Here is a 21,948-nt window from a genome sequence, read left to right as displayed (position 1 = left end):
GAGCGGGCCTGCTGGTTGGAACTCTCGGTATTCAAAAGCCTACGGAGATTTACAGCGGCCGGGCTGGACAATCGCGTCTGATTGCGTGAATATTTGCGCCATGAGCTCTCATCGCGCCAAGAAACGCCTCAGCGTCGCCTTCCTGCTCGCCGACCGGTTCACGCTGTCGGCCTTCGCCAATTTCGTCGATGTGCTGCGTCTTGCTGCCGATGAGGCTGACCGTTCCCGGCCGATCCTGTGCGAATGGTCCGTGCTGTCGGCGACCCTCGGCAATGTGCAATCGAGCTGTGGTGTGAAGGTGCAACCGGATACGCGGCTCATCGACGCCGTGCATTACGACTATATCGTTGTTGTCGGCGGATTGATCAGCGACCACAGCGCCCTGCCGCCGGAGGCATTGCGGTTCCTGAAAGACCGTGCGGCAGCGGGCACTCCCCTTATCGGGCTCTGCACCGGCGTTTTCATTCTACATGAAGCCGGCCTGCTGGATGGTTATCGCTGCTGCGTCAGCTGGTTCCACCATCAGGATTTTCTCGACCGTTTCGACGCCGAGCAGATGGTTTCCGACCAGCTCTTCGTCATAGATCGCAACCGCCTGACCTGTTCGGGCGGCCATGGTGCTGCGCATCTGGCGGCGTTCCTTGTGGAGCGCCATGTCGGCCAGTCGGCCGCCATCAAAAGCCTCAATATCATGATGATCGACAGTGCGCTCAGCGGCGAAAAACCCCAGCCCGGCCAGCAGAGCACCAGAACGGCAACCGATCCCCTGGTCAGAAAGGCGATCCTGCGCATGCAGCAGAACATCGAGGTTCCGAGAACCGTGCTGGAACTCGCGCGCGATCTCGGCCTTGGCCGACGCAGCCTCGAACGGCGTTTCCTTGGAGACCTGAAAGCAACGCCCTCCAAGGTCTATCTTGAGCTGCGGCTCGACCGCGCCCTTTCCCTCCTGCGCACCACGCGTGACCCGATCACCCAGATTGCGCTCGCCACCGGGTTTTGCGATGCCCCACACCTTTCCCGTACACTTCGTGCCGAGCGCGGCTTCAGCCCCAGCGAATATCGCAAAACGCAGATTGGCCACACGACAACGGACGAAGAATTCGCCGTCGGCGTGTTGTTGCCGCAACCTTGAGGCTTTGCTGTTCACCTGCCAAAAGTCGGGCCCTGCAAAAAATAGATCAACGTAATTGATATGGTCAGACTTGCCCGTACCGGTATAAAAGTCCCCGATCCTGTTTAGGGGAGCCGTGGGGGGTATGGGATGAATTCAGAGCGTCGTGGCGTTCTCGCGCTTTTAGGCGGCCTTGTGCTGGGAAGACCGTCTGTCGGCAAGGCCGCGAGCAACGTTCCGGCAGTTGCCCAATCCCGCTCCGAATACAAACCCCGCCATGTCCTTTGTTTTCTCGGCCCGGAAAATGGTCTGGCAGCGCTGCAGCAGAGCGCTCGCGCCGCTATCGATAAATTTGCCGGCGATTTCAGTCTCGATGAGGATTATTCGCAGGATGAACCGGACGACAGGATGGAACGCTCCTTCAATGTCTGCTGGGATCGTGTCGAGCCGGACGCCTATCAGGAGAGTGACGAGGAGGCAGTCGCAGGCCACGGCTCGGTTCTTTATGTGCTTGGCCCGTCAATGGCCGCGGAAACAGCCGTGGCGACCTGCGGTAAAGCCCTGATGTTCGTGCACTACATGCTCGATAGTGGCGCAGTTGCCGTAAAGGGTGAAAGCGCCGGCGTTGCCCATGGCGTGCAGCGGTGGAAGGAACTCTTTGAACAGTCGCGCCGTAACGCGGCCGCAAACGACGCCCTGGCATTCGCCAGAACCTGCCGTCTAGCCTTCGCGCGCCGGCCCATCGGCGGCGATGCCGACGGAATGGGGAGCGTCGGCTTTCATCTGGTCGGATTGCCTGACGTGGAGATACACTTCACCCGAAAAGACCAGCAGCAGCCCTCAACCAATAGCGAGCAACTGAAGATCGCCGCGCTGATTGACGATATTGCCGATCAAATGACCCGCGACGGCGTTGAAGCGGCCGTGAAGGAACGTCGTGCCGACCTGTCCGATGACACGCGGTATGAGGAGGACGAATATAAATTCAATCCGTTCGGCGTTGCGACCATTCGAGACCACAAGTTTTGACGCCACGCCTATAATGATGGGGGGCCTGGGTCGCTCTCTCCGGCGACAAGCTGCATCGGCCAGACGCAGTAACGCGCCTGATTTGGGTAAAACGGCGCATAGGCCGGCATGGTAGACAGAAGCGTCTGCGCGACCATTACGCCGAGATCGTGCAGGGACATGCGGAAACTGGTCAATCGCGGTTCGAGAAACTGGCCGCGTGGACCATCACGAAAACCGATGACCGCAAGATCCCGTCCCGGTTTCAGACCCACTTCCGCCAGACGGCGATAAAGGCCAAGGGCCATCAACTCATAGATCAGCACAAGCGCGGTTGGCCGCGGCCGCATCTGTAGCCACTCGCTGGCGGCGTGATATCCGCCCTGCTCGCTCGATTTCGCCCGGATGACCAGAGAGGGATCGTAAGCAATGCCGTTCTCCTCCAGTCCGCGCCGGTACCCGTCCATGAAAACGTAACCGAGATTGACGTCGCTATCGGGTGCGGCAACCGCAATGGTGCGATGACCGGCAGCGGCGAGCCGGTTGACGGCACTGCGCGCAACCTCCTCGAAATCGAGATCGATCCACGCATGATCGGCGCTGGAAGAGGTGCGGCCGAGCGTTACGAAAGGCAAGCGGGTCTGCTTTAAAAAATCGACACGCTTATCGACACGGCGGGTCGAGGAAATGATCATCGCATCCACCATGCGGCGCGCCACCATGCGCTTGAGATATTCGTCCGGGTCTTCCTCACCGGGACACGGCAGAACGATAAGATCGAGATTGTGAGCGGAAAACACGCTTTGCAAACCATCCGTCACTCCCATGAAGAAGTTGTCGGAGTTCTCCACCGTCTGCGCGTCGCTGCCGGTCATCAGGCCGATGACGTTAGTCGTCCCCTGCCTGAGGCTGCGGCCTGACTGGTTTGCGACATAGCCAAGTTTTTCCGCCGCCTCCAGAACACGCCGCCGCGTCTCCTCGTTAACGTCGGGCTTGCCGTTCAAGGCACGGGAAACGGTGCCTATCGATATCTCCAGATAATCGGCAAGCTGACGAATTCCTTTCATGCACTCCCCCTCCTGAGCCGGGTACGAAATATGCGTCCCCAATAACGGTATTGACATATCTAACATGATCATCCTAGTGTCGTAAACGTTTACGACGCTCTGCGCAAAGAGGAGTTTGCCCAGAGACCGGGGAGAGAAGATGACATATAATGCCGTTTTATGCGGGTGCGGAGCTATGGCCAAAGGCTGGCTGCGCGCCATTCAATCGACGCCGGACATTCTCGGCGCGATCAAGATAGTCGGGTTCGTCGATCTGAACGAAGACACGGCACGCGCGCTTGCCGAAGAATTCTCCCTCACCGACGTCATCATCGGCGTCGATCTCCGCGATGTTCTCGCACGGACCAAAGCCGACATCCTGTTCGATGTCGTCATCCCGCAGGCACGGTATGCCGTGGTTGCAACCGGTCTTGCAGCCGGGTGTCATGTGCTCAGCGAAAAGCCGCTTGCGGCCTCGATGGAAGAAGCCGAAAAGCTGGTGGAACTGGCGGAAAAGGCCGGAAAAATTCATGCTGTGGTGCAAAACCGGCGCTTTATCTCCGGCATCCGGCGGCTGCGCCGGGCCGTGGAAGACGGCATTATCGGTGATTTGACGGCCATTCACTGCGACTTTTTCCTCGGACCCCATTTCGGCGGTTTCCGCGAGGAGATGAAGAACGTTCTTCTTCTCGACATGGCGATCCACACTTTCGATGCGGCGCGTTTCGTCGCCGATGAAAAGCCGCTCTCCGTGTTTTGCGTGGAGAAAAATCCGGCAGGCTCCTGGTACGCCCACGGGGCAAGCGCCAATGCCATATTCGAATTCTCCAACGATGTGGTCTTTACCTATCGCGGCTCCTGGTGCGCGGAAGGCGAAAGAACCAGCTGGGAAGCCCGCTGGCGGCTGATTGGCTCCAAGGGCATGATCCTCTGGGATGGCGAAGACAATTTCTCCGCATCCGTCGCCGGCGAAGAGCCGGGTCTTCTACGCGGATTCAAGACCGTAAACGTTTCCGACAGTATTTCCGAGAAGGATACGCACGGCCACGCCAGCGTCATACTCTCGTTTCTTCAATCCATCCATACCGGCCAGATGCCGGAAACGGCCTCCTTCGACAACATCAACAGCCTGGCAATGGTGATCGGCGCGATTGAAAGCGCCCGCATCGGCCAGCGCGTTTCCATCGCAGCATAAGGACCGACAGACGTGAGCAATCCGGCAAAATCCATCCGCATCGGCACCATGGTCAGCGCCACCAAGGGACAGGCAGCTGAACGCATCGGGCAGATAGCCGATCTTGGTTTCGAAAGCTTCGAACCGTTCTTCTGGCAGACGACCAACGGCCAGGACCTTGCCGAGCTTGGCAAACGTTCACTTGACGCGATCGGTGACCGCGACATCACCATCGGCACGCTCGGCATGTTCGGCAATCCGCTGGAGGAAACGGAAATCGACCTTCAGACCTTGCAGGGCTGGAAAGACTGCATCGACAATGCTCATCACTTCGGTGCCACCTGCGTTGCCGGTTTCACCGGCCGCCTGCGCGGAAAGCCGCTGCCCGAGAGCCTGCCCCGTTACAAGGAAATCTGGAGCGAGCTTGCCAAACGCGCAGCGGACAAGGGCGTGAAAATCGCCTTTGAAAATTGCGCCATGGACGGCAACTGGCAAACCGGCGACTGGAACATCGCCCATAATCCGGATGCGTGGGAACTCATGTTCAACGAAACGCCGGACGAGAATATCGGCATCGAATGGGAACCCTGCCACCAGATGGTTTATCTCATCGATCCGCTGCCGCAGATCCGCAAATGGGCGGACAAGATTTTCCACGTGCACGGCAAGGATGCGACCATTCGTTGGGATGTCATTCGTGAGCATGGGATTTTCGGCAAGGAAAAATTCGTCTTCATGCGCACGCCGGGCTTCGGCGACAGCAACTGGACGGACATTATTTCGGAACTGCGCCTGGCCGGCTGGTCCGGCTCGATCGACATCGAAGGCTGGCATGACCCCGTCTATCGCGACGCGCTGGAAATGACGGGACAGGTACACGGCCTGAACTATCTGAAACATTGCCGGGGCGGCGATTTTGTCGTCGATCCCACCTGAGGAATGGAAGCCTTTGGGAGAAGGCTTCCAGTAATTGCAGAGACGATAACCAAGAGGAGGAGATTATTATGGGTATCGCGAAATGCATGATCGCCGGTGCGCTTGTTCTGGCAGGCGTATCCGCCGGTGCGATGGTGGCGCATGCGGAAGATGTCACCTTGACCCTGTGGTCGCTGGACAGGGACATCCAGCCGGCACCCAACCTGGTAAACGAGTTCAACAAGCTCAATAACGGCATCAAGATCGAATACCGGCAATTGCAGTTCGATGATGTGGTGAGCGAATCCATGCGCGCCTACTCGACCGGCAACGCGCCCGATATCATCGCCATCGACAACCCAAACCACGCCATGTTCGCCGCACGTGGCGCGTTTCTTGACGTGACGGATATGATTGCGAAGTCGGACGTCATCAAGACGGCAAACTATTTTCCGGGCCCGCTGAAATCCGTAACCTGGGACGGCAAATATTTCGGCGTCCCGAAGGCGACGAATACGATCGCACTCTATTACAACAAGGACCTGTTCAAGGCAGCCGGTCTCGATGCGGCAAAACCGCCGCAGACCTGGGACGAGCTTGTGGAAGCTGCCCGCAAGCTGACCAACCCCGCCAAGAATGTTTACGGCATCAGCTTCAGCGCCAAGGCCAACGAGGAAGGCACCTTCCAGTTTCTGCCATGGGCGCAGATGGCCGGTGCCACCTACAAAAACATCAATACCGATGGCGCGGTGAAGGCGCTTGAAACATGGAAGACCCTTCTCAATGAAAAGCTGGCCTCGCCGGATACGCTGACGCGCAGCCAGTGGGATTCCACCGCCACCTTCAACGCCGGCAACGCGGCCATGGCGATCTCCGGTCCTTGGGAAATCGACCGCATGCTCAAGGACGCCAAGTTCGACTGGGGCGTGACGCTACTGCCGGTTCCGACGCCGGACGCGCCGCGGTCTTCGGCCATGGGCGACTATAACTGGGCGATCTTCTCCAAGAGCAAACATCCCGCCGAAGCCTTCAAGGCCATCGAATTTTTCGCCTCGCAGGACAAGGACATGTTCAAGAACTTCGGGCAATTGCCGGCGCGTTCCGATATTCCCGTTCCGCCCACCGGCAACGCGCTGAAGGACGAAGCGCTCAAGACCTTTATCGAGCAACTCAAATATGCGCAGCCGCGTGGTCCCTCGCCTGAATGGCCGAAGATTTCCAAGGCGATCCAGGACGCTATCCAGGGCGCCCTGTCGGGTCAGATGACGCCGAAGGCCGCGCTCGATCAGGCCGCTGAAAAGATAAAGCTGATCGAAGGCTGATCTGTCTGGGCGGGCGGCCGGGTTCACCCGGCCCCATCCAAGGGGTTCCTCCCGGTGGGGCTGCCTGCTGCTTGATGCAGCGGCGGCCCCGATCGGAGCTTGTGAGGATGTTTCATGAAAAAACTGTTTTCCAGCGTCAGCGACGGTCGTGGTTTCGACCTCATCCTTGTCGCTTTTCCTTTGGGCTTCCTGTTCGTCATGGCGGGGCTGCCGCTCATCTACAACATCGTCATGAGCGTTCAGGAAGTCGACATGTTCAGCCTGGGCACCTTCGTGCGCCCCTTCGTCGGCTTCAAGAATTATATCGACCTGTTCCGGCAACCGGAAACATTGCCGATCCTTTTCAACACCGTCACCTTTGTCGTCACCTCGATTGCCGGGCAATTTGCCATCGGCTTCGGTCTGGCGCTGTTCTTCTGGGTGAACTTTCCCGGCGCCACCTGGCTGCGCGGGCTGTTCCTCGTTTCCTGGGTCATGCCCGGCCTCGTCGTCGGCGCGATCTGGAACTGGATATTGTCAGGCGATTTCGGCGTGCTGAATTTCTTCCTGCGGGAAAGCGGCATGATCTCAGGCAATATCTTCTGGCGATCGGACGCGAATTTTTCGCTCTGGGCCGTGGTCATCGCCAATATCTGGCTCGGCACCTCGTTCAACATGATCCTTCTTTCTGTCGGCCTCGCCTCCATCCCCGGCGATCTCTACGAAGCGGCGGAGCTGGATGGCGCGAACGCCTGGCAGCGTTTTTACACCATCACCCTGCCGATGATGCGTTCCACCATCGGCGCGATCATCTCGCTCGGCCTGATCTTCACGCTTCAGCAGTTCGATCTTTTCGCCGCCATCACCGATGGTGGGCCCAACAACAGTTCCAACGTGGCGCAATATTGGGCCTGGGATCTTTCGTTCCGGCAATATGATTTCGGCAAGGGCGCGACGATCTCCGTCATCATGATCGTTTTCGTCATGCTGGCTTCCGTCGTTTATGTGCGCTCGACACGGCATGAGGTGCGCGGATGAGTATCACGACCCGCAACCGGTTGATGCTGGCAATCGCCATCGTGCTTGCCGTCATCTATCTCTTTCCGCTCTACTGGATGTATCTGACCTCGCTGAAAAGCGGCTCGGAGATGTTTGCGAACCCGCCGGGCTTCTGGCCGGCCGATCCGCAATGGCAGACCTATGCCTATGTCTGGGAAAGCCGCAATATGGGCCGTTATCTGTGGAATTCGGTGCTCATCGCTTCAAGTGCCGTGGCGCTCATCACCGTGCTTGGCGTTGGCTGCGCCTATGTGCTGGCGCGCTATCGCAACGTCTGGGTTGATATCGGCCTCTTCCTCATCCTCATGCTGCAGGTTCTGCCGGCGTCCCTTATGATTACGCCGATCTTCGTCGGCTTCTCGCAAGTGGGCCTGCTGGATTATCCCCGCCTGTCGGTCATTCTCGCCATTGCGGCGAAAAGTATGCCCTTCTTCGTGGTGCTGGTGCGCGCAACCTTCATGGCGGTGCCGCAGGAGCTGGAAGAGGCAGCGCTTGTGGACGGCAATTCCCGCGTCGGCGCCTTCTTCAACATCGTGCTGCCGCTTGCCAGAAACGGCATTCTCGTCAGCGCCATTCTCATTTTCATGCAGGCATTCGGGGAATTCGTCTATTCGAAATCGATGATCCAGGCGGCTGAATTGCAGCCTGCCAGTGTCGGCCTCAATTCCTTCATGGGCCCCAACACCAGCGAATGGAACAACATCATGGCCTATGCGACCATGTATGTGACGCCCATTCTTGCCCTGTTCATTCTCTTGCAGCGCCGCATCGTTTCCGGCCTGACATCGGGAGCGTTAAAATGACCCTTCAGATCGAACTTTCCGGCGTAAACAAATATTACGGTGCCTTTCACGCGCTGAAGAACATCCATCTTTCCATCAAGAAGGGCACCTTCGTCGCCCTCGTCGGCCCGTCCGGTTGCGGAAAGTCCACCTTGCTGCGTTCTCTGGCGGGGCTGGAAACCATATCGAGTGGCGACATGCGCATTGCGGGCACTTTGATGAACGGCGTGCCGCCGCGCAAACGCGATGTGGCGATGGTGTTCCAGTCCTATGCGCTCTACCCGCACATGACGGTGGAGGAGAACCTGACCTACTCGCTGCGCATGCGCGGCGTGGCAAAATCGGAGGCCCGCAAGGCGGCAGAGGAGGTTGCAGCCACCACAGGCCTGTCAAAGCTGATGAAGCGCTATCCGCGCGAACTTTCCGGCGGGCAGCGCCAGCGTGTGGCGATGAGCCGCGCGATCATCCGCAACCCGCAGGCATTCCTGTTCGACGAACCGCTCTCCAATCTAGACGCGGCCCTGCGTGTGCACATGCGCAAGGAAATCCGCGCGTTGCACGACCGCCTGCACGCCACCTCGGTCTATGTCACCCATGACCAGATAGAGGCTATGACGATGGCGGATCACGTCGTCGTCATGCGCGACGGCGTGATCGAACAGCAGGGCACGCCACTGGAATTATACGACCGCCCGGTCAATCGTTTTGTTGCTGGCTTCATCGGTTCACCGGCAATGAATTTCATTCCGGCAACGGTCAGCCCGGACGGCGCGACGCTTCAGCTGCGTTTCAGTGAAGGCGAGCCGCAGCAGTCCATCAAAAACCCGCCTCCCTTATCGCCCGGCAAGCGTGTCATCGTTGGTATCAGGCCGGAACACATCCGGCCGCGAACCGCAACCGGCGCGGCGCTGACGTTACCTGTTTCGGCCGTGGAAACCACAGGTTCGGCCACCTTCCTCACCCTTGGCACATCGACCGAAGTGGTCATCGCTATACAGGGACGCAGTGAGGTCAGGAGCGGCGAAGTCGTCGGCCTCGACATCAACCCGACCGACCTGCATTTGTTTGATGAAGAAACCGGAGCCGGCCTTGGAGGCCGGTGAAACGAACCATGGGGCATATCCGGACCGGACGGCCCTTCGGGGGCTTTCTGATCCGCAACGAGGCGAAAGCTTCAGCGCCCCATGATGATGTCGAGGATGTTGCGGCGCGTGGTTGCGGAGGTGGCGGTGGCCCGGCCAACCTCGCGGGCGGCGACGGCGGGCGAACCGGAACCTTCAATATCCACCCACCGACCGGCATGCTCCGTGGATTGACGCTTGAGATAGGTATAGGGCGTTTCGTCCCAGCGAAAGATCTTCGATTTCATATTGTCGAGAATGAAATCTCCGCGGTCCGTTCTCAGCGTCAGGATGGCATGGCCATCGCCTTTTTCGTCGCGGACGACGGTGATCAGCAGATCGGAAACCGGGAAACCGGCATCCATAAGCCGTTTCCGTTTCTCCAGCGTGAGGTCCTCGCAATCTCCCGCGCCGTTATAGGGATACTCCCAATAGTCCTCGTAACCCCACACTTCCATGTCGGAACGCTGGTCGATTTCGATATTGACTGCGCTGTTGATCGAAACAAGGGTAGCCCAGACATCAGGGGTAAGACTGAGCGGCGGCATTTCCTTGACCGGCTGACATTCATCCGTATGCCGCTTGCAGAAATCGTAATGCCCGATGGGCTGCGACGTGAACTTGCCAGTCTGCATCGAAGGAGACGCCTGCACCGGCGCAGCGAAACCCGCGACGGCCAGAATGAAACATGCTTGCAGCAATTTGATGAGATGGGTCATGTTCGTCTCCTGACGACATGACCTACCGGTGGCGATTTGAGTTCACATGAAACAAAATGCTCGACTTTTAACGAACCCGATAATTCCGCTCCCGATGGTCCCGACAAGGAGCGGCGTTGACTGGGATAACGCCGGGGTAGCCACGGCATCTGAACGGTCAGCAACGGTAAAGTGAGCAGCGGGAACTTGCCACGCCGGGGCAGCCTGCCTATGAAGAGGCCGTCACGCAATAGTAATCCACATATTAGAGAACGCTGCATGAGCCTGTTTGCGAAGACCACCCGCGCGGCCGCTGTCATTCTGGCACTGGCCTGCCTGCCCTCAAATGCCGCAGCGCAGCAGATGGTCGTCGTACCTCCCGGAAACCGCTCCGCCCAACAGCCGGAAATACCTCAGGCCTCGGCGATCAGGACCAGGGCGTTTTCCACGACCTATGAGGAAAAATTCCGCAAGACGGTCGATCTTCTAAACAGTGAACCCGGTCTACTTGGCAAGATCAGGAAGGCGGGAGCGGCCTATGGCATCGATCCTATCCATATCGTCGGCGCTATCGTTGGCGAACACACTTTCAACGTCACCGCCGTGGACCGCCTGCAGACATATTACGTCAAGGCCATTTCCTATGCGGAACTCGATATAAAATTCAGCTATCAGGGCGTTGCCCTGAAGACGTTTCTCGAGCGTCCGGAATTCCGCTCCTGCGCGACGCTTGCCACGACATCCGAGCAATGGAGCTGCCGCGATATCGTTTGGGATGCAAATTTCCGCGGCAAGGTCGTCGATAGCGTGAGCTATGAAGCGATTTCGTTCCAGCGGGCCTTCTTCCAGCCCTTCTATGCCGGACAGACCTTTGGTCTTGGCCAGATCAGCCCGTTGACGGCGCTGCAGGTTACCGATCTCGTAAACAGAACCAGTGGTCTGCCAAAACTCTCCGCCGACAGGCCGAAAGATATTTACCGCGACGTCATGGATCCTGACCGGAGCATCATCTACATCGCCGCTATCCTTCGAGATTCCATCGACGCCTACAGGGAAAAAGGCTTCGACATTTCCGGCAATCCCGGCATCACCGACACTCTCTACAATGTCGGCCAGCCCCGGCGTCGCGCCGAACGCCTGCGGACGGCCGTGGATGCAGGCGCAAAGAACCTGCTGCCGGTTGAAAACTACTATGGATGGCTTATCAACGAGCGCCTCGACGTTCTGAGAGGCATCCTCGATGGCAAGGCCATCGACAAGCGAACCACCTCGGATATCGGTGAAAAAACGCGATAATGCCCTTGCAGGGAGGATTGCAAATCTGCCTCGCAAAGGATGATGCACGCAAAACGCTTCCCCGACCGCCCGGAATCTGCTACTGCCACGTGCACATGAATTGACTGATAGTGGGATAATTCCGCGATATGCCTGACGAAGGCGACAGTACCGACGATAGTCGACACCGAACGAGGCTGGCTTGCGTAAAGCGAAGCCAGCCTCGTCCTTTCTTGTTTTCTTCAACGAAACGGGTTTCAACCTCGGATGTTCAGTCCGGGGCTTTTTGCGTTCGCGCCCGTTCCCATAAAGGCCCCTGACCATGGAATTCCTCGCAGATCCAAATATCTGGATCGGCCTCGTTACCCTTATCGTCCTCGAAGTCGTCCTCGGTATCGACAACCTCGTTTTCATCGCGATCCTCGCCGACAAGCTGCCGCCGCATCAACGCCACAAGGCGCGGATCGTCGGTCTGTCGCTGGCGCTTGTCATGCGCATTCTGCTGCTGTTTTCGATTTCATGGATCGTGACGTTGACGCGGCCGCTATTTCAGGTCGCGGACTTCTCCTTCTCCGGGCGCGACCTCATCCTCATTCTCGGTGGTGCGTTCCTGCTCGCCAAGGGAACGATGGAACTGCACGAACGGCTGGAGGGCGCGCATAAGCCAAAACAGGGCAAGGTCGTCCATGCCGTCTTCTGGCAGGTGATCGTGCAGATCGTCGTGCTTGATGCCGTGTTCTCGCTCGACAGCGTCATCACCGCCGTCGGCATGGTCAACAATCTCTGGGTGATGATTACCGCCGTCTGCGTGGCCATGGCCGTGATGATGGCAGCATCGAAGCCGCTGATGAGCTTCGTGTCGAAACACCCCACCGTGGTCATTCTCTGCCTCGGCTTCTTGTTGATGATCGGCTTCAGCCTGATCGTCGAAGGCTTCGGCTTCCACCTTCCCAAGGGTTACCTCTATGCCGCAATCGGCTTTTCCGTGCTCATCGAGGCGGCAAACCAGATTGGCAGGCGCAATCGCGAAAGACGTATCACCGCCGGTGATATGCGTGAGCGGACGTCCGACGCCATTCTGCGGCTTCTGGGCGGCCGTGTCGGCGAAGAACAGTCCCTTGGCGAGACAGCCGACGTCATCGCGGCACAGGCGGCACGAAGCGACCTGTTCAAATCCGAGGAAAAGGACATGATCCGCGGTGTCCTTACGCTTGCCGAGCGCCCGGTAGTATCAATCATGACGCCACGGACGGAAATCGACTGGCTCGATGTCGACGCCGACCACGATACGCTAAGGAACCGCCTGCTGGAACTCGACCATTCCCGCCTGATGCTCGCGCAGGGCAAGCTGGATTCGTTCCTCGGTGTCGCCGCAACAAGGGACTTGCTGCGCGATCTTCTGCATGACGGCAAATTGAACCTAGAGCGCTCGCTGCGCCAACCCCTCGTCGTGCATGAAAGCGCCACCGCGTTGCAGGTCATGGAGCAGCTGCGCAAATCCCCGCTCCAGATGGCCGTCATCGTCGACGAATACGGCACGCTTCAGGGAATAACGACGCCTACCGACATTCTCGAGGCTATCGCCGGCGAATTTCCGGATGAGGGCGAGGAATCGCAGATTTCGGAACGGGCAGAGGACGGTTCCTGGCTGCTGGACGGCGCTGTCGACGTGAGACGGGTATCCTATCTGCTGGATATCGATCTGGTGGACGAGGACGATCGTTACTCCACCGTCGCCGGCTACATCCTCTGGCGCCTCAATCGCCTTCCCGAGATCGGCGAACGTGTTTCCGGCGACGGGTTCGAGTTCGAGATCGTTTCCTGCTCGGACAGAAACATTGAAAAGGTCCGGGTCTGGAACACCACGCTTCCCGAGGCGTGAGCTGGAAAAATCCCGAACCCGTTTCGAAATGGCGACGTGACGTGCAAGCCACGGCCCGTCTCCACATTTGCGTCACCAAGCAAGCGGCCGACCGGTGAAAACCGTCCTCCGCTCTAGTGGGCGGCATCGATCGTGGTAATCCAGCCGGCGGCGCGGCGGGCTGCTTCCGCAAGCACCGGTTTCGGCGCCTTGTACCATTCGTTTTCAGGCAGCTCACGCTTCACGCGTACGAAGCTGATGGCATCGTCGAGCGTCGGGAATTCCACCGGCAACGTCATATGCAGAAAGAGCGCAACAACGGCGACGGAACGCGAGCGGCCGCCGCGGCAATTGATCAACACGCTGCCGCGCTCGCGCCGGGGATAGGACGGCTTGTCGGGCAGTATCTGTTCGAGCGCCGCCCGCAGGATGTAATGGGCCGCAACCATCTGGGTATCGGGATTTCCATCGCCGTCGATCAGGCCGATCTTGTAATAACGTATTTCGCCGGGTCCATAGACGCTGCCTTCATGATCGGAAACGATCTGCGGCTGCTCCACGAAGTTGAAGTCGAGATTGACGGCGCAATTGACGACGGTGGTGATGCCGTTTTCACGCAGAAGCTTCAGATCGCTGGCCCCTTCCTTACCTGAAATGAAGAGATCGACGCCATAAAGCGGATGCCGTTCATAGATGCGGCTGAGCTTCGGCAATTCGCCGGTTTCCTGTTCGCGGGATAGGGTCTTTTCCGGTTGCGGCATGTCTTGTCTCCATCGGCGCCGATGTGGCGGCCGTCATGTCCTTGCTTGTTCAGGCGTTTGCAGCCGTCTGGCTTGGCGGGATCGCTGCCCTGGCTATGCGGCTTGCGGATATGGATCGCGCCACCCGCTGCAATGTCTGGTAATTCGCCCCCTCGCCCGTGGCGATATAGCCGGGGCAGAGAAAATCGGCCGACCCCTCCGCCACCTTCCCCAAGGTCAGCGGCTCGTATGTTCCCCCGGCATTCTTGAGAATGAGGATGGCTGCTGCCACATCCCAGGCGTTGACGCCGAAGCCCGCAGCAGCATCTGTCCAGCCTGCCGCCACATGCGCGATGCTGAGGGCAGCGCTGCCGGGCCGGCGCAGCGTCGAGAAGGTCTCGACAAGCGCACCGAAATTGGAAAGCGCCGCATCCCGCCCATCCAGCCGGAAATCGCGCGAGACCGGATAGCCCGTGATAAGCGTCGCCCGGGTTTCATCTGCGACGCTGCGGGAGCGCAGCCTGTCGCCGTTGAGATAAGAAGCCTCGAGGTCGGCGGAAAACATCTGGTCAGTCACGGGGTCGTACACCACGCCGGCAACGGCTTTCCCACCGATGACGGCGGCAATCGATACGCACCAGAAGGCAAGGCCACGGGCAAAATTCGCCGTGCCGTCAATCGGATCGACATACCATTGCACCTCGCCGTTGCCGATCTGGCCACCCTCTTCGCCCATGATCGCCGAATTCGGCTCCCGTTCGAGAATGACGGCGCGGATCGCGGCTTCGGCGCGTTTGTCGTGAATGGTGACGATGTCGTGGAGATCGACCTTGTAATCCACCGCCATATCAGAGCGGAATGCCACCAGCAGCGGATCGCGCACGGCACGCGCCGCCGCTTCGGCGATTTTCATCAGCCGCACCGAGCGGGAAAGCGCCTCCTCATTTCCAGATTTGTTTTCAGTCGAAGAAGGGCTTTGCATCGGCATATCCAGTCTATTTTTTTCGCAAAGGAGGGACCGGCGCGGCAGGACCGCGCCAGCCTGGATTATTTCCTGTAGTTGACGCGCCAGACATCCTGCCATTCCTCGCGACGATCGAAATCGTTGAGGCCGGTGGCGGACTCGTAACCCATCAGCCTGTCGGCAACCTTCATCAGCCCCGACGGCTCGTCAGCCGGCATCTTGATGTCGATATTGGTCGGCAGCTTGCCGTCCTTCATCTGCGGTGCGATGCCCTCTTCCGTCAGTATGTAGTGGACGAAGAGTTTCGCCATGTTCGGACTTTTGGTCTTGGAGGCGATGAGCCCAAGCTTGATGTAGGTCCAGCCGACCCAGGGATCGAGACCAGTGCAGAGGCCGAGCTTGTAGCCCTTGTCGGCATTGTCGCGGAACTTGGCAGAGCTGAGCAGGCCGAAGAAGGGCTGCTTCTGGCGGGGTGCGCCGACGGCCTCTGCCACAGGGTCATCGCCATCGGTGGCAAGCGGGCCGTTCTGCGCCAGCGCCTTGATCCAGGCTGCGGCCGCATCCTTTTCGATATCCCTGCCAAAATGGGCCTTGTAGGCGGCCGCCACCTTCTCGTTGCCGTGGGCTTCGAGCTGGTTGAACCAGTCCGTATAGGTGCTCTTGCTCAAAGGATCGACCATGGCGACCTTGCCTTTCCATTTCGGCTCGGTCAGTTCCCAGATGTTGGTCACCGGGCATTTATCATAGGCTTCCGTATTGTAAGCCCAGACATTGGCGTTGGTGGAGATTGCCAGCGGGTTCTGGAACTGGGCCGGGATTTTCGCAACCATGTCGCCCGGCAGGTAATTCTCGACAAAACCCGCTGGCAGAAGCTGCGCGAGCGCCGATGGCGCATCGGTGATCAGCACCACGTCGCCCTGCACATTGCCGGACTGGCTTTCGCGGATGATCATTTCCAGCTGGCTGTTGGCGGAAACCTTCACGCCTGTCGCCTTTAACCCGTATTTGGCGCTGAACTTGTCGGCCATCTCCACGATCTTGCCGGTGCTGTCGTAGATATTGATCGGCTTTTCCTGCTTCGCCGCCGCCAAGATCGCATCGAGATCGAAGGTTTCTTCGGCTGCAGCCCCCATTGCGGATAAGCCTGCAACGGCGATGGCTATCGCCGTCATCGGTAAAAATCTGCTTCTTCTCATCGTTCCCCTCCCAAGGAAAAGGCAAGGCAGGCTCGCGCCTGCCCTGCCGTTATTTTTTGTAGTTCACACGCCAGAAATCCTGCCAGCCTTCGCGCTTGTCGAGGTCGTCGGCCGCCGTTGCGGCATCAAAGGCCATCAACTCGTCGAGATGATCGGCTACCCGCGATGGTTCGTCCGCCGGCAGACCGATTTTCGTGTTGCCGGAGATTTTGCCATCGACCGTCTGCGGCGAGATGCCCTCTTCCGTCATCAGATAGTGAAGGAAGAGCTTTGCAGCATTCGGGCTTTTGGTCTGCCCGGCAATCAGGCCGAAGCCGGGATAGAGGAACCCGGAAAACGGTTTGACGCCACTGCAAAGACCGAGCTTCAGCCCCTTGGCCTCATTATCGCGGTATTTCGCCGCCGAGGTGATGACGAAAAAGGGATCGGTCTGTCCCGGAGCGCCCGCCGCATCGGCAACCGTGCTCGAGTCCGTCAGCAGGGGAGCGTTCTCGGCAAAGGCCTTCACCCAGGCAGCCGTCGCGCTTTTTTCGCCCGTTTCCAGCTTCTTGCCGTAGAGCTCCTCATAGGCCTTGGCGACATCGGCATCATGATGGGTTTCGATCTGGTTGAACCAGTCGGCATAAAGCGGCTTGTCGAAGAGATCGAGCATGGCAAGCTTGCCCTTCCAACGCGGCTCCGTCAGCTGCCAGATGTTGGTGACCGGGCATTTGTCGTATTTCTCGGTATTGTAGGTCCACACATGCGGATCCGAAACGACCACGAGCGGATCGCGCAGCTTTTGCGGAATATCGCTCTCCATATCCGGTGGCGACCAGCTGGTGGCAATGCCTTCCGGCAGAAGTTCCCCCATGGCGGAGGCGACATCCGTTGCGACGCTGACATCGCCGACGACATTGCTGGCGCGGTGTTCGCGGATCATCAACTCGACCTGAGTTGCCTCGTTCACTTTCTTGCCGCTTGCCTGCACGCCATATTTGGCGGTGAAGGCCTGTGCGGTGTCGACGATCTTGCCGGTCACCGCATAAACGGTGATCGGTTTTTCCTTCTTCGCGGCGTCGATGAGCGCATCGAGATTAAAGGCGTCCTGCGCGTGGGCAGCACCGCCAAGCACCAGCGAGAAGATGAGGGAAAGGGCTGAAGCCGCCATCCGCCGCCGCTCGCCACCATATCGGTTCTTGGTCATGATATTCACTGTGTCGGTCCCCCCGTTATTTCTTGTAATTCACGCGCCAGAAGTCCTGCCAGGTTTCGCGCGCATCCCAGTCTTCCAGGCTGGTGGCCATGCTGTAGGGCAGAACGCGGTCGAGCACGGCGCCGATACCCGAAGGTTCGTCGGCGGGCAGTTTCACGTCTTTGTTGGTGGACATCTTCCCGTCGATCGCCTGCGGCGCGATGCCCTCAGCGGTCATGACGTAGTGAATGAAGAGCTTTGCAGCATTGGGGCTATCCGTACCCTTGGTGATCAGGCCGACACCTGGATAAAGCCAGCCGATCCACGGCTTCAGCTCCTTGCAGAGGCCGAGTTTCATGCCCTTGTCGGCATTATCGCGAAACTTCGCCGAGCTGATGAGGCCCATGAAGGGCTGCTTCTGGCCAGGCGTGCCAACGGCTTCCGCCGCCGCTGCATCGGCATCGGTCAGCAGCGGCGCGTTGGCGGCAAGTGCCTTGACCCAGGCCGCTGTCGCGCTTGACTCTGCGGTCTCGAGGTCCTTGCCGTAAAGCGCCTTATAGGCCGCCTTCACCTCCCCATCGCCATGCTTAGCCATCTGGTTGAACCAGTCGACATAGGATGCCTTGCCGAGCGGATCCTGCATCGCCACCTTGCCCTTCCACTTCGGGTCGGTCAGTTCCCAGATATTGGAAACGGGGCATTTGTCGAAAAGCTCGGTATTGTAGGCCCAGACATTGGCGCTGGTGACGACGGTCAGCGGATCCTGATATTCTGGCGGAATATTGCCAGCGAGATCCGGCGGCAACCAGCTTTCGACAAAGCCCATTGGAATAAGCTGTGCCATCGCCGCCGGGGCATCGCTGATGATCGAGACGTCACCCTGAATATTGTTGGCCCGCGCCTCGCGGATGACCATCTCCAGCTGCGCTGTTGCCTTTACCTTCGCACCCTCCGCGCCCACGCCATACTTCTTGGCGAAATTCTTCGCCATTTCCACGATCTTGCCGGTGCTGTCATAGACGGTGATCGGCTTTTCCTTTTTGGCAGCCTCGATCAGGGCGTTGAGGTCGAAAGGCTCCCCCGCCTTCGCCACGCCGCCAAACGTTGCCAGAATTGCCGTTGCACACAGGAGACGGCTAAGGCCGCCCGTCATTTTCCGCTTCATACTGCTCCTCCTTCAGCAAGCGATTGTCAGTCTTTTCGTCGTTGTCAGTTGTAGCTACTGCTCCTCAGCACGGCGTCCGCTTCGGTAATCCGTTGCCCTTTTGCGTCGAACACATGCAGGGCGTCGGGAGGCACGTGGAAAAACACACGGTCGCCACTATCGACGCGCGGCAGGGCATGGGTGGTCAGGAACAGCGTGTGGTTCTCGCTCCTCAATTCGAGAATCCAGCTGCCGCCCGTCGGAAGCACGCCGGTCACCGTCATTTCACCGAAGAGGCTGCCCTGCGGTACATCGTCAGACCTTGCCGTGTAACCCATCGCCTCTGGCCGCATGCCGACCGAGGCGATGCCGCGCAACTGCGGATAGCGCGTTGCGAAATAAGCCTCCGCATTGTCGGCGATATCAGACACGCCGGGCTGGCCGAAGGTCAGAATATTGATCGGCGGACTGCCGACAAATTCGGCGACGAAGCGGTTGGCCGGACGGTCGTAGATATCGTTCGGCGTACCCATCTGCTGGAGCGTGCCCTCGTTCATGACGGCGATTGTCGTTGCAAGTGTCATTGCCTCCCACTGGTCATGCGTCACGAAGACGATGGTGGTCTTGAACTCCTTGTGCAGCCGCTTCAGCTCGGCGCGCATTTCCAGCCGCAGCCGTGCATCGAGGTTGGACAGCGGCTCATCCAGAAGCAGCACACCGGGATTGACGGCAAGCATGCGGGCCAGCGCCACACGCTGCTGCTGCCCACCGGAAAGCTGTGACGGATAACGGTCGCGGTACTTGGCAATGTCGAGCGCCTGCATGACGCGCTCGACGCGTGCCTCCCGCTCGGCTTTCGGCAGCTTGCGCAGGCGCAGGCCGAAATCGGTGTTGCGCTCGATGGTCAGATGTGGCCAGAGCGCGTAGCTCTGGAAGACGAGCCCCATTTCGCGCTTTTCCGGCGGCACGAATATGCCGTCATTGACGGAATCTATTACCCTGTCGCCGACACGGATTTCACCGCCGGAGAGGTTTTCAAGACCCGCGATCATGCGCAGCGTCGTGGTCTTGCCGCAGCCGGAAGGGCCAAGCAGGCACATGAATTCGCCGTCGCGGATTTCGAGATCGAGATCGGAAACCGCATTTGCGGAATTCACGCCGTAGTTCTTCTGCGCCCCGCGCAGGTTGATGGTAGGCATCAGCTTCCAAGTCCTTCTGCAAGATTTGTGCGGGTCAGCTTCTGGGCCAACAGGGTACCGAAATAGGCAATGCCAGCGATGATCAGCACCACGGCGTTTGCGGCCTGCGTATAGTGGTAGTCGACCAGCCGCAGCGAATAGGTGGTCAGAACATCCGTGCTCGGCACCGCGAGGATCACGAACAGGCTCAAGCCCTTGATGCCCGAGATGAAGGGCAGGAGAACCCCCGTCACCAGCGATCCCTTCTGGATGGGGATGACGATCGAGACCATGCGGCGGAACCAACCGGCACCGGCGATCTGTGCTGCCTCTTCCGGGTCCTTTCCAAGCTGTGTCATGGCCGAGATACCGGCGCGCGAGGCATAGGGCATCTGGTCGGCAATCAGTGCGAGGATAAGGATCGTCACCGTGCCGTAGAGCGCCGGCATCGGCCCTCGCGGAACCGCAAACAGCGAGAGATAGGCGGCGGCAAAGGCGATGCCGGGCACAAGATAGGGCAGGAACGTGACTTGACGCAGATAGACCGACAGGGCGCGCACCGGCGTGCGGATGACGACATACCCGACCAGAAGGCCGAGGACGCCAGATGCGAGCGAGGCAAGACCAACGATCATCATCGTGTTCTTCGCGGCTGCCCATAGATCGGGGCTTAAAAGAACGCCGGTCTGCAAGGCCACCGTGTTGAGATTGCTGCCGATCCAGTAATCGAGCGTGAAATTGTCGAACGTGAATTTGGCCGGCATCTTCATGACGGTCGAGAGAGCGAGGGTGAGCAAAGGCAGGCCGACGCTGAGAATGAAGACAGCGGCCGCAAAGCCCGTTGCCGGAAGACGCATTTTGCCGAGGCGGCTTTGCCGGTTCATCGACCCCTTCGAGCCGATCGTCACGAAACGGCGGGCTTCGCGAACCAGGCGGGCATCGATCATCAGCGTGATGATGCCGATGAGCATGATCGAGGCCGCAACGACGCCGGCAACACCGGTCTGGCGCGAGGCGATGCTGCGGAACAGCGATGTCGAGAGGACTTCGAACTTCACGGGAAGCCCGAGAACATAGGGTACGCCGAATTCGCCAAGGCACTTTGCAAAGATCAGCACCATGGAAGAGAGCAGCGCCGGGCGCATCAAGGGCAGGATGACCTGCAAAGCCACCTGATAACGATGAGCGCCGAGAATGCGGGCCGAATCCTCCAGCTGCGAGTCGAAGCGGCGCAGCGCCGAGCCGAACAGCAGGATAACGAAAGGTGTGTAATGCAGGGCAAGGATGATGGTGATCGGGAAGCGCCCATAGGCCACCCAGTCCGGCGGTGTCAGGCCCATCGCCTCGAACCAGCCGGGTTGGCCGCCAACGGTGCGGTTCTTGAACAGCGTCGTCCAGGCGAGAGCGAAGGTCCATGCGGGCAGCATGTAGGGCACGATCAGCGCGGTCGCGAACCAGCGGCGACCGAACATGTCCGTGCGGCTGATAAGCCAGGCAAGCACCGTGCCGATAACAAGCGAAAGCGCAATCGCCCCCAAAGCGACGGTGAGCGTGTTGAAGAGCGGATGCCAGAAAAGATCCGTTGCGACGGGCGAGAAGAACGCCCTGTCGAGATAATAGAGCGTGAGGTCACCGACATCCTTGCCAAGACGCCGTTCGTGGCCGAACTGGACACGGACGGCATCCAGAACGATAGAGATGATCGGAACGACGATCAGATAGGTGAAAAGTAACGCCGTTAGCACGCCGATGAGCGTCGTCGGCTCCCTGAGCGCGACCTTGAGGCGATATCGCCAGGCCTGCCATGCCGAAGGCGCGGTCGCCGGGGGACGCCCCAGTGCCTCCGCCTTCGTTGATTCGCTTAAAAGAGCCATTATTCCTCCCCATATGGCCGCAACATTGCTCCGACACGCCGGCAAGCATCTGCCTGCGCGCAACCTGCGGAACAGGCGGCGCGTGCGTCGAACATGAGCAATGCGTCAATGCTTCAGCAGCGGGCACATCAGGCCCGCGAGCAACGATGATCCAGCTCCTCCCGGAAACATCGCCGGCAAGCAAAACGTGGAATAAATATTCCATATAGCGCTTAACCTTGGAATGCATGATCCATCCTAAACGGCAGTTTGTCAACGAAAAAATGCACACGTGATCATTGATATATGCCATTGTTTTTAAACGGTTTTATTTAACGTGTTTTGCAA

The 21,948-nt window shown here is 59.0% G+C and carries 19 protein-coding genes; 10 read left to right on the top strand and 9 right to left on the bottom strand.

Translation table 11 applies throughout. The features are described from left to right. The first annotated feature begins 100 nt into the window (after positions 1-100). Both F617_RS0123125 and F617_RS0123120 read left to right on the top strand, forming a co-directional pair. Positions 101-1,132 (top strand): GlxA family transcriptional regulator, encoded by a 1,032-nt coding sequence (locus F617_RS0123125; RefSeq protein ID WP_019566906.1) that lies wholly within the window; start codon positions 101-103, stop codon positions 1,130-1,132. A gap of 129 nt (positions 1,133-1,261) precedes the next feature. After that, positions 1,262-2,140, top strand: coding sequence for a hypothetical protein (locus F617_RS0123120; RefSeq protein ID WP_019566905.1), 879 nt, complete (start codon positions 1,262-1,264; stop codon positions 2,138-2,140). An 8-nt stretch (positions 2,141-2,148) separates the two neighbouring features. Here F617_RS0123120 and F617_RS0123115 read toward each other — a convergent pair whose 3' ends face one another. Beyond that, the gene (locus F617_RS0123115) at positions 2,149-3,186 is read right to left on the bottom strand and encodes a LacI family DNA-binding transcriptional regulator (RefSeq protein ID WP_019566904.1); all 1,038 of its coding nucleotides are present in this window, start codon (positions 3,184-3,186) and stop codon (positions 2,149-2,151) included. A gap of 139 nt (positions 3,187-3,325) precedes the next feature. Here F617_RS0123115 and F617_RS0123110 point away from each other — a divergent pair, with 139 nt between their 5' ends. The 6 genes from F617_RS0123110 to F617_RS0123085 all read left to right on the top strand — a co-directional run bounded on the left by F617_RS0123110 (position 3,326) and on the right by F617_RS0123085 (position 9,499). Then, positions 3,326-4,360 carry a Gfo/Idh/MocA family protein gene (locus F617_RS0123110; RefSeq protein WP_026331033.1) on the top strand — a complete coding sequence of 345 codons (1,035 nt, stop codon included), beginning with the start codon at positions 3,326-3,328 and terminating at the stop codon, positions 4,358-4,360. A gap of 12 nt (positions 4,361-4,372) precedes the next feature. Further along, the gene (locus F617_RS0123105) at positions 4,373-5,275 is read left to right on the top strand and encodes a sugar phosphate isomerase/epimerase (RefSeq protein WP_013762259.1); all 903 of its coding nucleotides are present in this window, start codon (positions 4,373-4,375) and stop codon (positions 5,273-5,275) included. 68 nt (positions 5,276-5,343) lie between these two features. After that, a complete protein-coding gene (locus tag F617_RS0123100) occupies positions 5,344-6,576 on the top strand; it encodes a sugar ABC transporter substrate-binding protein (RefSeq protein ID WP_019566902.1) in 1,233 nt (410 codons plus the stop codon). 114 nt (positions 6,577-6,690) lie between these two features. Further along, positions 6,691-7,593 carry a carbohydrate ABC transporter permease gene (locus F617_RS0123095; RefSeq protein WP_019566901.1) on the top strand — a complete coding sequence of 301 codons (903 nt, stop codon included), beginning with the start codon at positions 6,691-6,693 and terminating at the stop codon, positions 7,591-7,593. Then, entirely contained in the window at positions 7,590-8,417 is an 828-nt protein-coding gene (locus tag F617_RS0123090) for a carbohydrate ABC transporter permease (protein ID WP_003518166.1), read from the top strand. Before F617_RS0123095 ends, F617_RS0123090 begins: the two co-directional genes overlap by 4 nt. After that, on the top strand, positions 8,414-9,499 hold the full coding sequence (locus F617_RS0123085; protein ID WP_019566900.1) for an ABC transporter ATP-binding protein: 1,086 nt from the start codon (positions 8,414-8,416) through the stop codon (positions 9,497-9,499). Before F617_RS0123090 ends, F617_RS0123085 begins: the two co-directional genes overlap by 4 nt. A 71-nt stretch (positions 9,500-9,570) precedes the next feature. Here F617_RS0123085 and F617_RS0123080 read toward each other — a convergent pair whose 3' ends face one another. Further along, positions 9,571-10,236 carry a transglutaminase-like cysteine peptidase gene (locus F617_RS0123080; protein ID WP_019566899.1) on the bottom strand — a complete coding sequence of 222 codons (666 nt, stop codon included), beginning with the start codon at positions 10,234-10,236 and terminating at the stop codon, positions 9,571-9,573. A 258-nt stretch (positions 10,237-10,494) separates the two neighbouring features. Between F617_RS0123080 and F617_RS0123075 the strand changes: the two genes are divergently transcribed. Both F617_RS0123075 and F617_RS0123070 read left to right on the top strand, forming a co-directional pair. Next, on the top strand, positions 10,495-11,511 hold the full coding sequence (locus tag F617_RS0123075; protein WP_019566898.1) for a DUF1402 family protein: 1,017 nt from the start codon (positions 10,495-10,497) through the stop codon (positions 11,509-11,511). 301 nt (positions 11,512-11,812) lie between these two features. Further along, entirely contained in the window at positions 11,813-13,372 is a 1,560-nt protein-coding gene (locus F617_RS0123070) for a TerC family protein (protein ID WP_019566897.1), read from the top strand. A gap of 113 nt (positions 13,373-13,485) precedes the next feature. Here F617_RS0123070 and F617_RS0123065 read toward each other — a convergent pair whose 3' ends face one another. The 7 genes from F617_RS0123065 to F617_RS0123035 form a co-directional block, all read right to left on the bottom strand. Beyond that, complete coding sequence (locus tag F617_RS0123065; RefSeq protein ID WP_013762253.1) at positions 13,486-14,112, bottom strand: dual specificity protein phosphatase; 627 nt, start codon at positions 14,110-14,112, stop codon at positions 13,486-13,488. 49 nt (positions 14,113-14,161) lie between these two features. Beyond that, positions 14,162-15,079 (bottom strand): inositol monophosphatase, encoded by a 918-nt coding sequence (locus F617_RS0123060; RefSeq protein WP_019566896.1) that lies wholly within the window; start codon positions 15,077-15,079, stop codon positions 14,162-14,164. A 59-nt stretch (positions 15,080-15,138) separates the two neighbouring features. Further along, positions 15,139-16,227 (bottom strand): ABC transporter substrate-binding protein, encoded by a 1,089-nt coding sequence (locus F617_RS0123055; protein ID WP_019566895.1) that lies wholly within the window; start codon positions 16,225-16,227, stop codon positions 15,139-15,141. Positions 16,228-16,300: 73 nt separating this feature from the next. Then, complete coding sequence (locus F617_RS0123050; protein WP_019566894.1) at positions 16,301-17,401, bottom strand: ABC transporter substrate-binding protein; 1,101 nt, start codon at positions 17,399-17,401, stop codon at positions 16,301-16,303. A 61-nt stretch (positions 17,402-17,462) separates the two neighbouring features. Further along, a complete protein-coding gene (locus F617_RS0123045; RefSeq protein WP_019566893.1) occupies positions 17,463-18,590 on the bottom strand; it encodes an ABC transporter substrate-binding protein in 1,128 nt (375 codons plus the stop codon). Positions 18,591-18,634: 44 nt separating this feature from the next. After that, positions 18,635-19,768 carry an ABC transporter ATP-binding protein gene (locus F617_RS0123040; protein WP_019566892.1) on the bottom strand — a complete coding sequence of 378 codons (1,134 nt, stop codon included), beginning with the start codon at positions 19,766-19,768 and terminating at the stop codon, positions 18,635-18,637. Beyond that, on the bottom strand, positions 19,768-21,621 hold the full coding sequence (locus F617_RS0123035; protein WP_019566891.1) for an iron ABC transporter permease: 1,854 nt from the start codon (positions 21,619-21,621) through the stop codon (positions 19,768-19,770). The genes F617_RS0123040 and F617_RS0123035 overlap by 1 nt, the downstream gene beginning before the upstream one ends. Between the last annotated feature and the right edge of the window lie 327 nt (positions 21,622-21,948).

Origin of the sequence: Agrobacterium sp. 10MFCol1.1, from assembly GCF_000381165.1 — a bacterium.
GTDB lineage: Bacteria > Pseudomonadota > Alphaproteobacteria > Rhizobiales > Rhizobiaceae > Agrobacterium > Agrobacterium tumefaciens.
This window is presented reverse-complemented; position numbering and strand designations above follow the sequence as displayed.

Coding starts and splice junctions, on each gene's coding strand:
- F617_RS0123050 (WP_019566894.1), bottom strand. CDS start 17,401: ATGGCGGCTTCAGCCCTTTCCCTCATCTTCTCGCTGGTGCTTGGCGGT.
- F617_RS0123060 (WP_019566896.1), bottom strand. CDS start 15,079: ATGCCGATGCAAAGCCCTTCTTCGACTGAAAACAAATCTGGAAATGAG.
- F617_RS0123125 (WP_019566906.1), top strand. CDS start 101: ATGAGCTCTCATCGCGCCAAGAAACGCCTCAGCGTCGCCTTCCTGCTC.
- F617_RS0123120 (WP_019566905.1), top strand. CDS start 1,262: ATGAATTCAGAGCGTCGTGGCGTTCTCGCGCTTTTAGGCGGCCTTGTG.
- F617_RS0123095 (WP_019566901.1), top strand. CDS start 6,691: ATGAAAAAACTGTTTTCCAGCGTCAGCGACGGTCGTGGTTTCGACCTC.
- F617_RS0123070 (WP_019566897.1), top strand. CDS start 11,813: ATGGAATTCCTCGCAGATCCAAATATCTGGATCGGCCTCGTTACCCTT.
- F617_RS0123110 (WP_026331033.1), top strand. CDS start 3,326: ATGACATATAATGCCGTTTTATGCGGGTGCGGAGCTATGGCCAAAGGC.
- F617_RS0123055 (WP_019566895.1), bottom strand. CDS start 16,227: ATGACGGCGATAGCCATCGCCGTTGCAGGCTTATCCGCAATGGGGGCT.
- F617_RS0123045 (WP_019566893.1), bottom strand. CDS start 18,590: ATGAAGCGGAAAATGACGGGCGGCCTTAGCCGTCTCCTGTGTGCAACG.
- F617_RS0123100 (WP_019566902.1), top strand. CDS start 5,344: ATGGGTATCGCGAAATGCATGATCGCCGGTGCGCTTGTTCTGGCAGGC.
- F617_RS0123065 (WP_013762253.1), bottom strand. CDS start 14,112: ATGCCGCAACCGGAAAAGACCCTATCCCGCGAACAGGAAACCGGCGAA.
- F617_RS0123115 (WP_019566904.1), bottom strand. CDS start 3,186: ATGAAAGGAATTCGTCAGCTTGCCGATTATCTGGAGATATCGATAGGC.
- F617_RS0123085 (WP_019566900.1), top strand. CDS start 8,414: ATGACCCTTCAGATCGAACTTTCCGGCGTAAACAAATATTACGGTGCC.
- F617_RS0123035 (WP_019566891.1), bottom strand. CDS start 21,621: ATGGCTCTTTTAAGCGAATCAACGAAGGCGGAGGCACTGGGGCGTCCC.
- F617_RS0123090 (WP_003518166.1), top strand. CDS start 7,590: ATGAGTATCACGACCCGCAACCGGTTGATGCTGGCAATCGCCATCGTG.
- F617_RS0123040 (WP_019566892.1), bottom strand. CDS start 19,768: ATGCCTACCATCAACCTGCGCGGGGCGCAGAAGAACTACGGCGTGAAT.
- F617_RS0123080 (WP_019566899.1), bottom strand. CDS start 10,236: ATGACCCATCTCATCAAATTGCTGCAAGCATGTTTCATTCTGGCCGTC.
- F617_RS0123075 (WP_019566898.1), top strand. CDS start 10,495: ATGAGCCTGTTTGCGAAGACCACCCGCGCGGCCGCTGTCATTCTGGCA.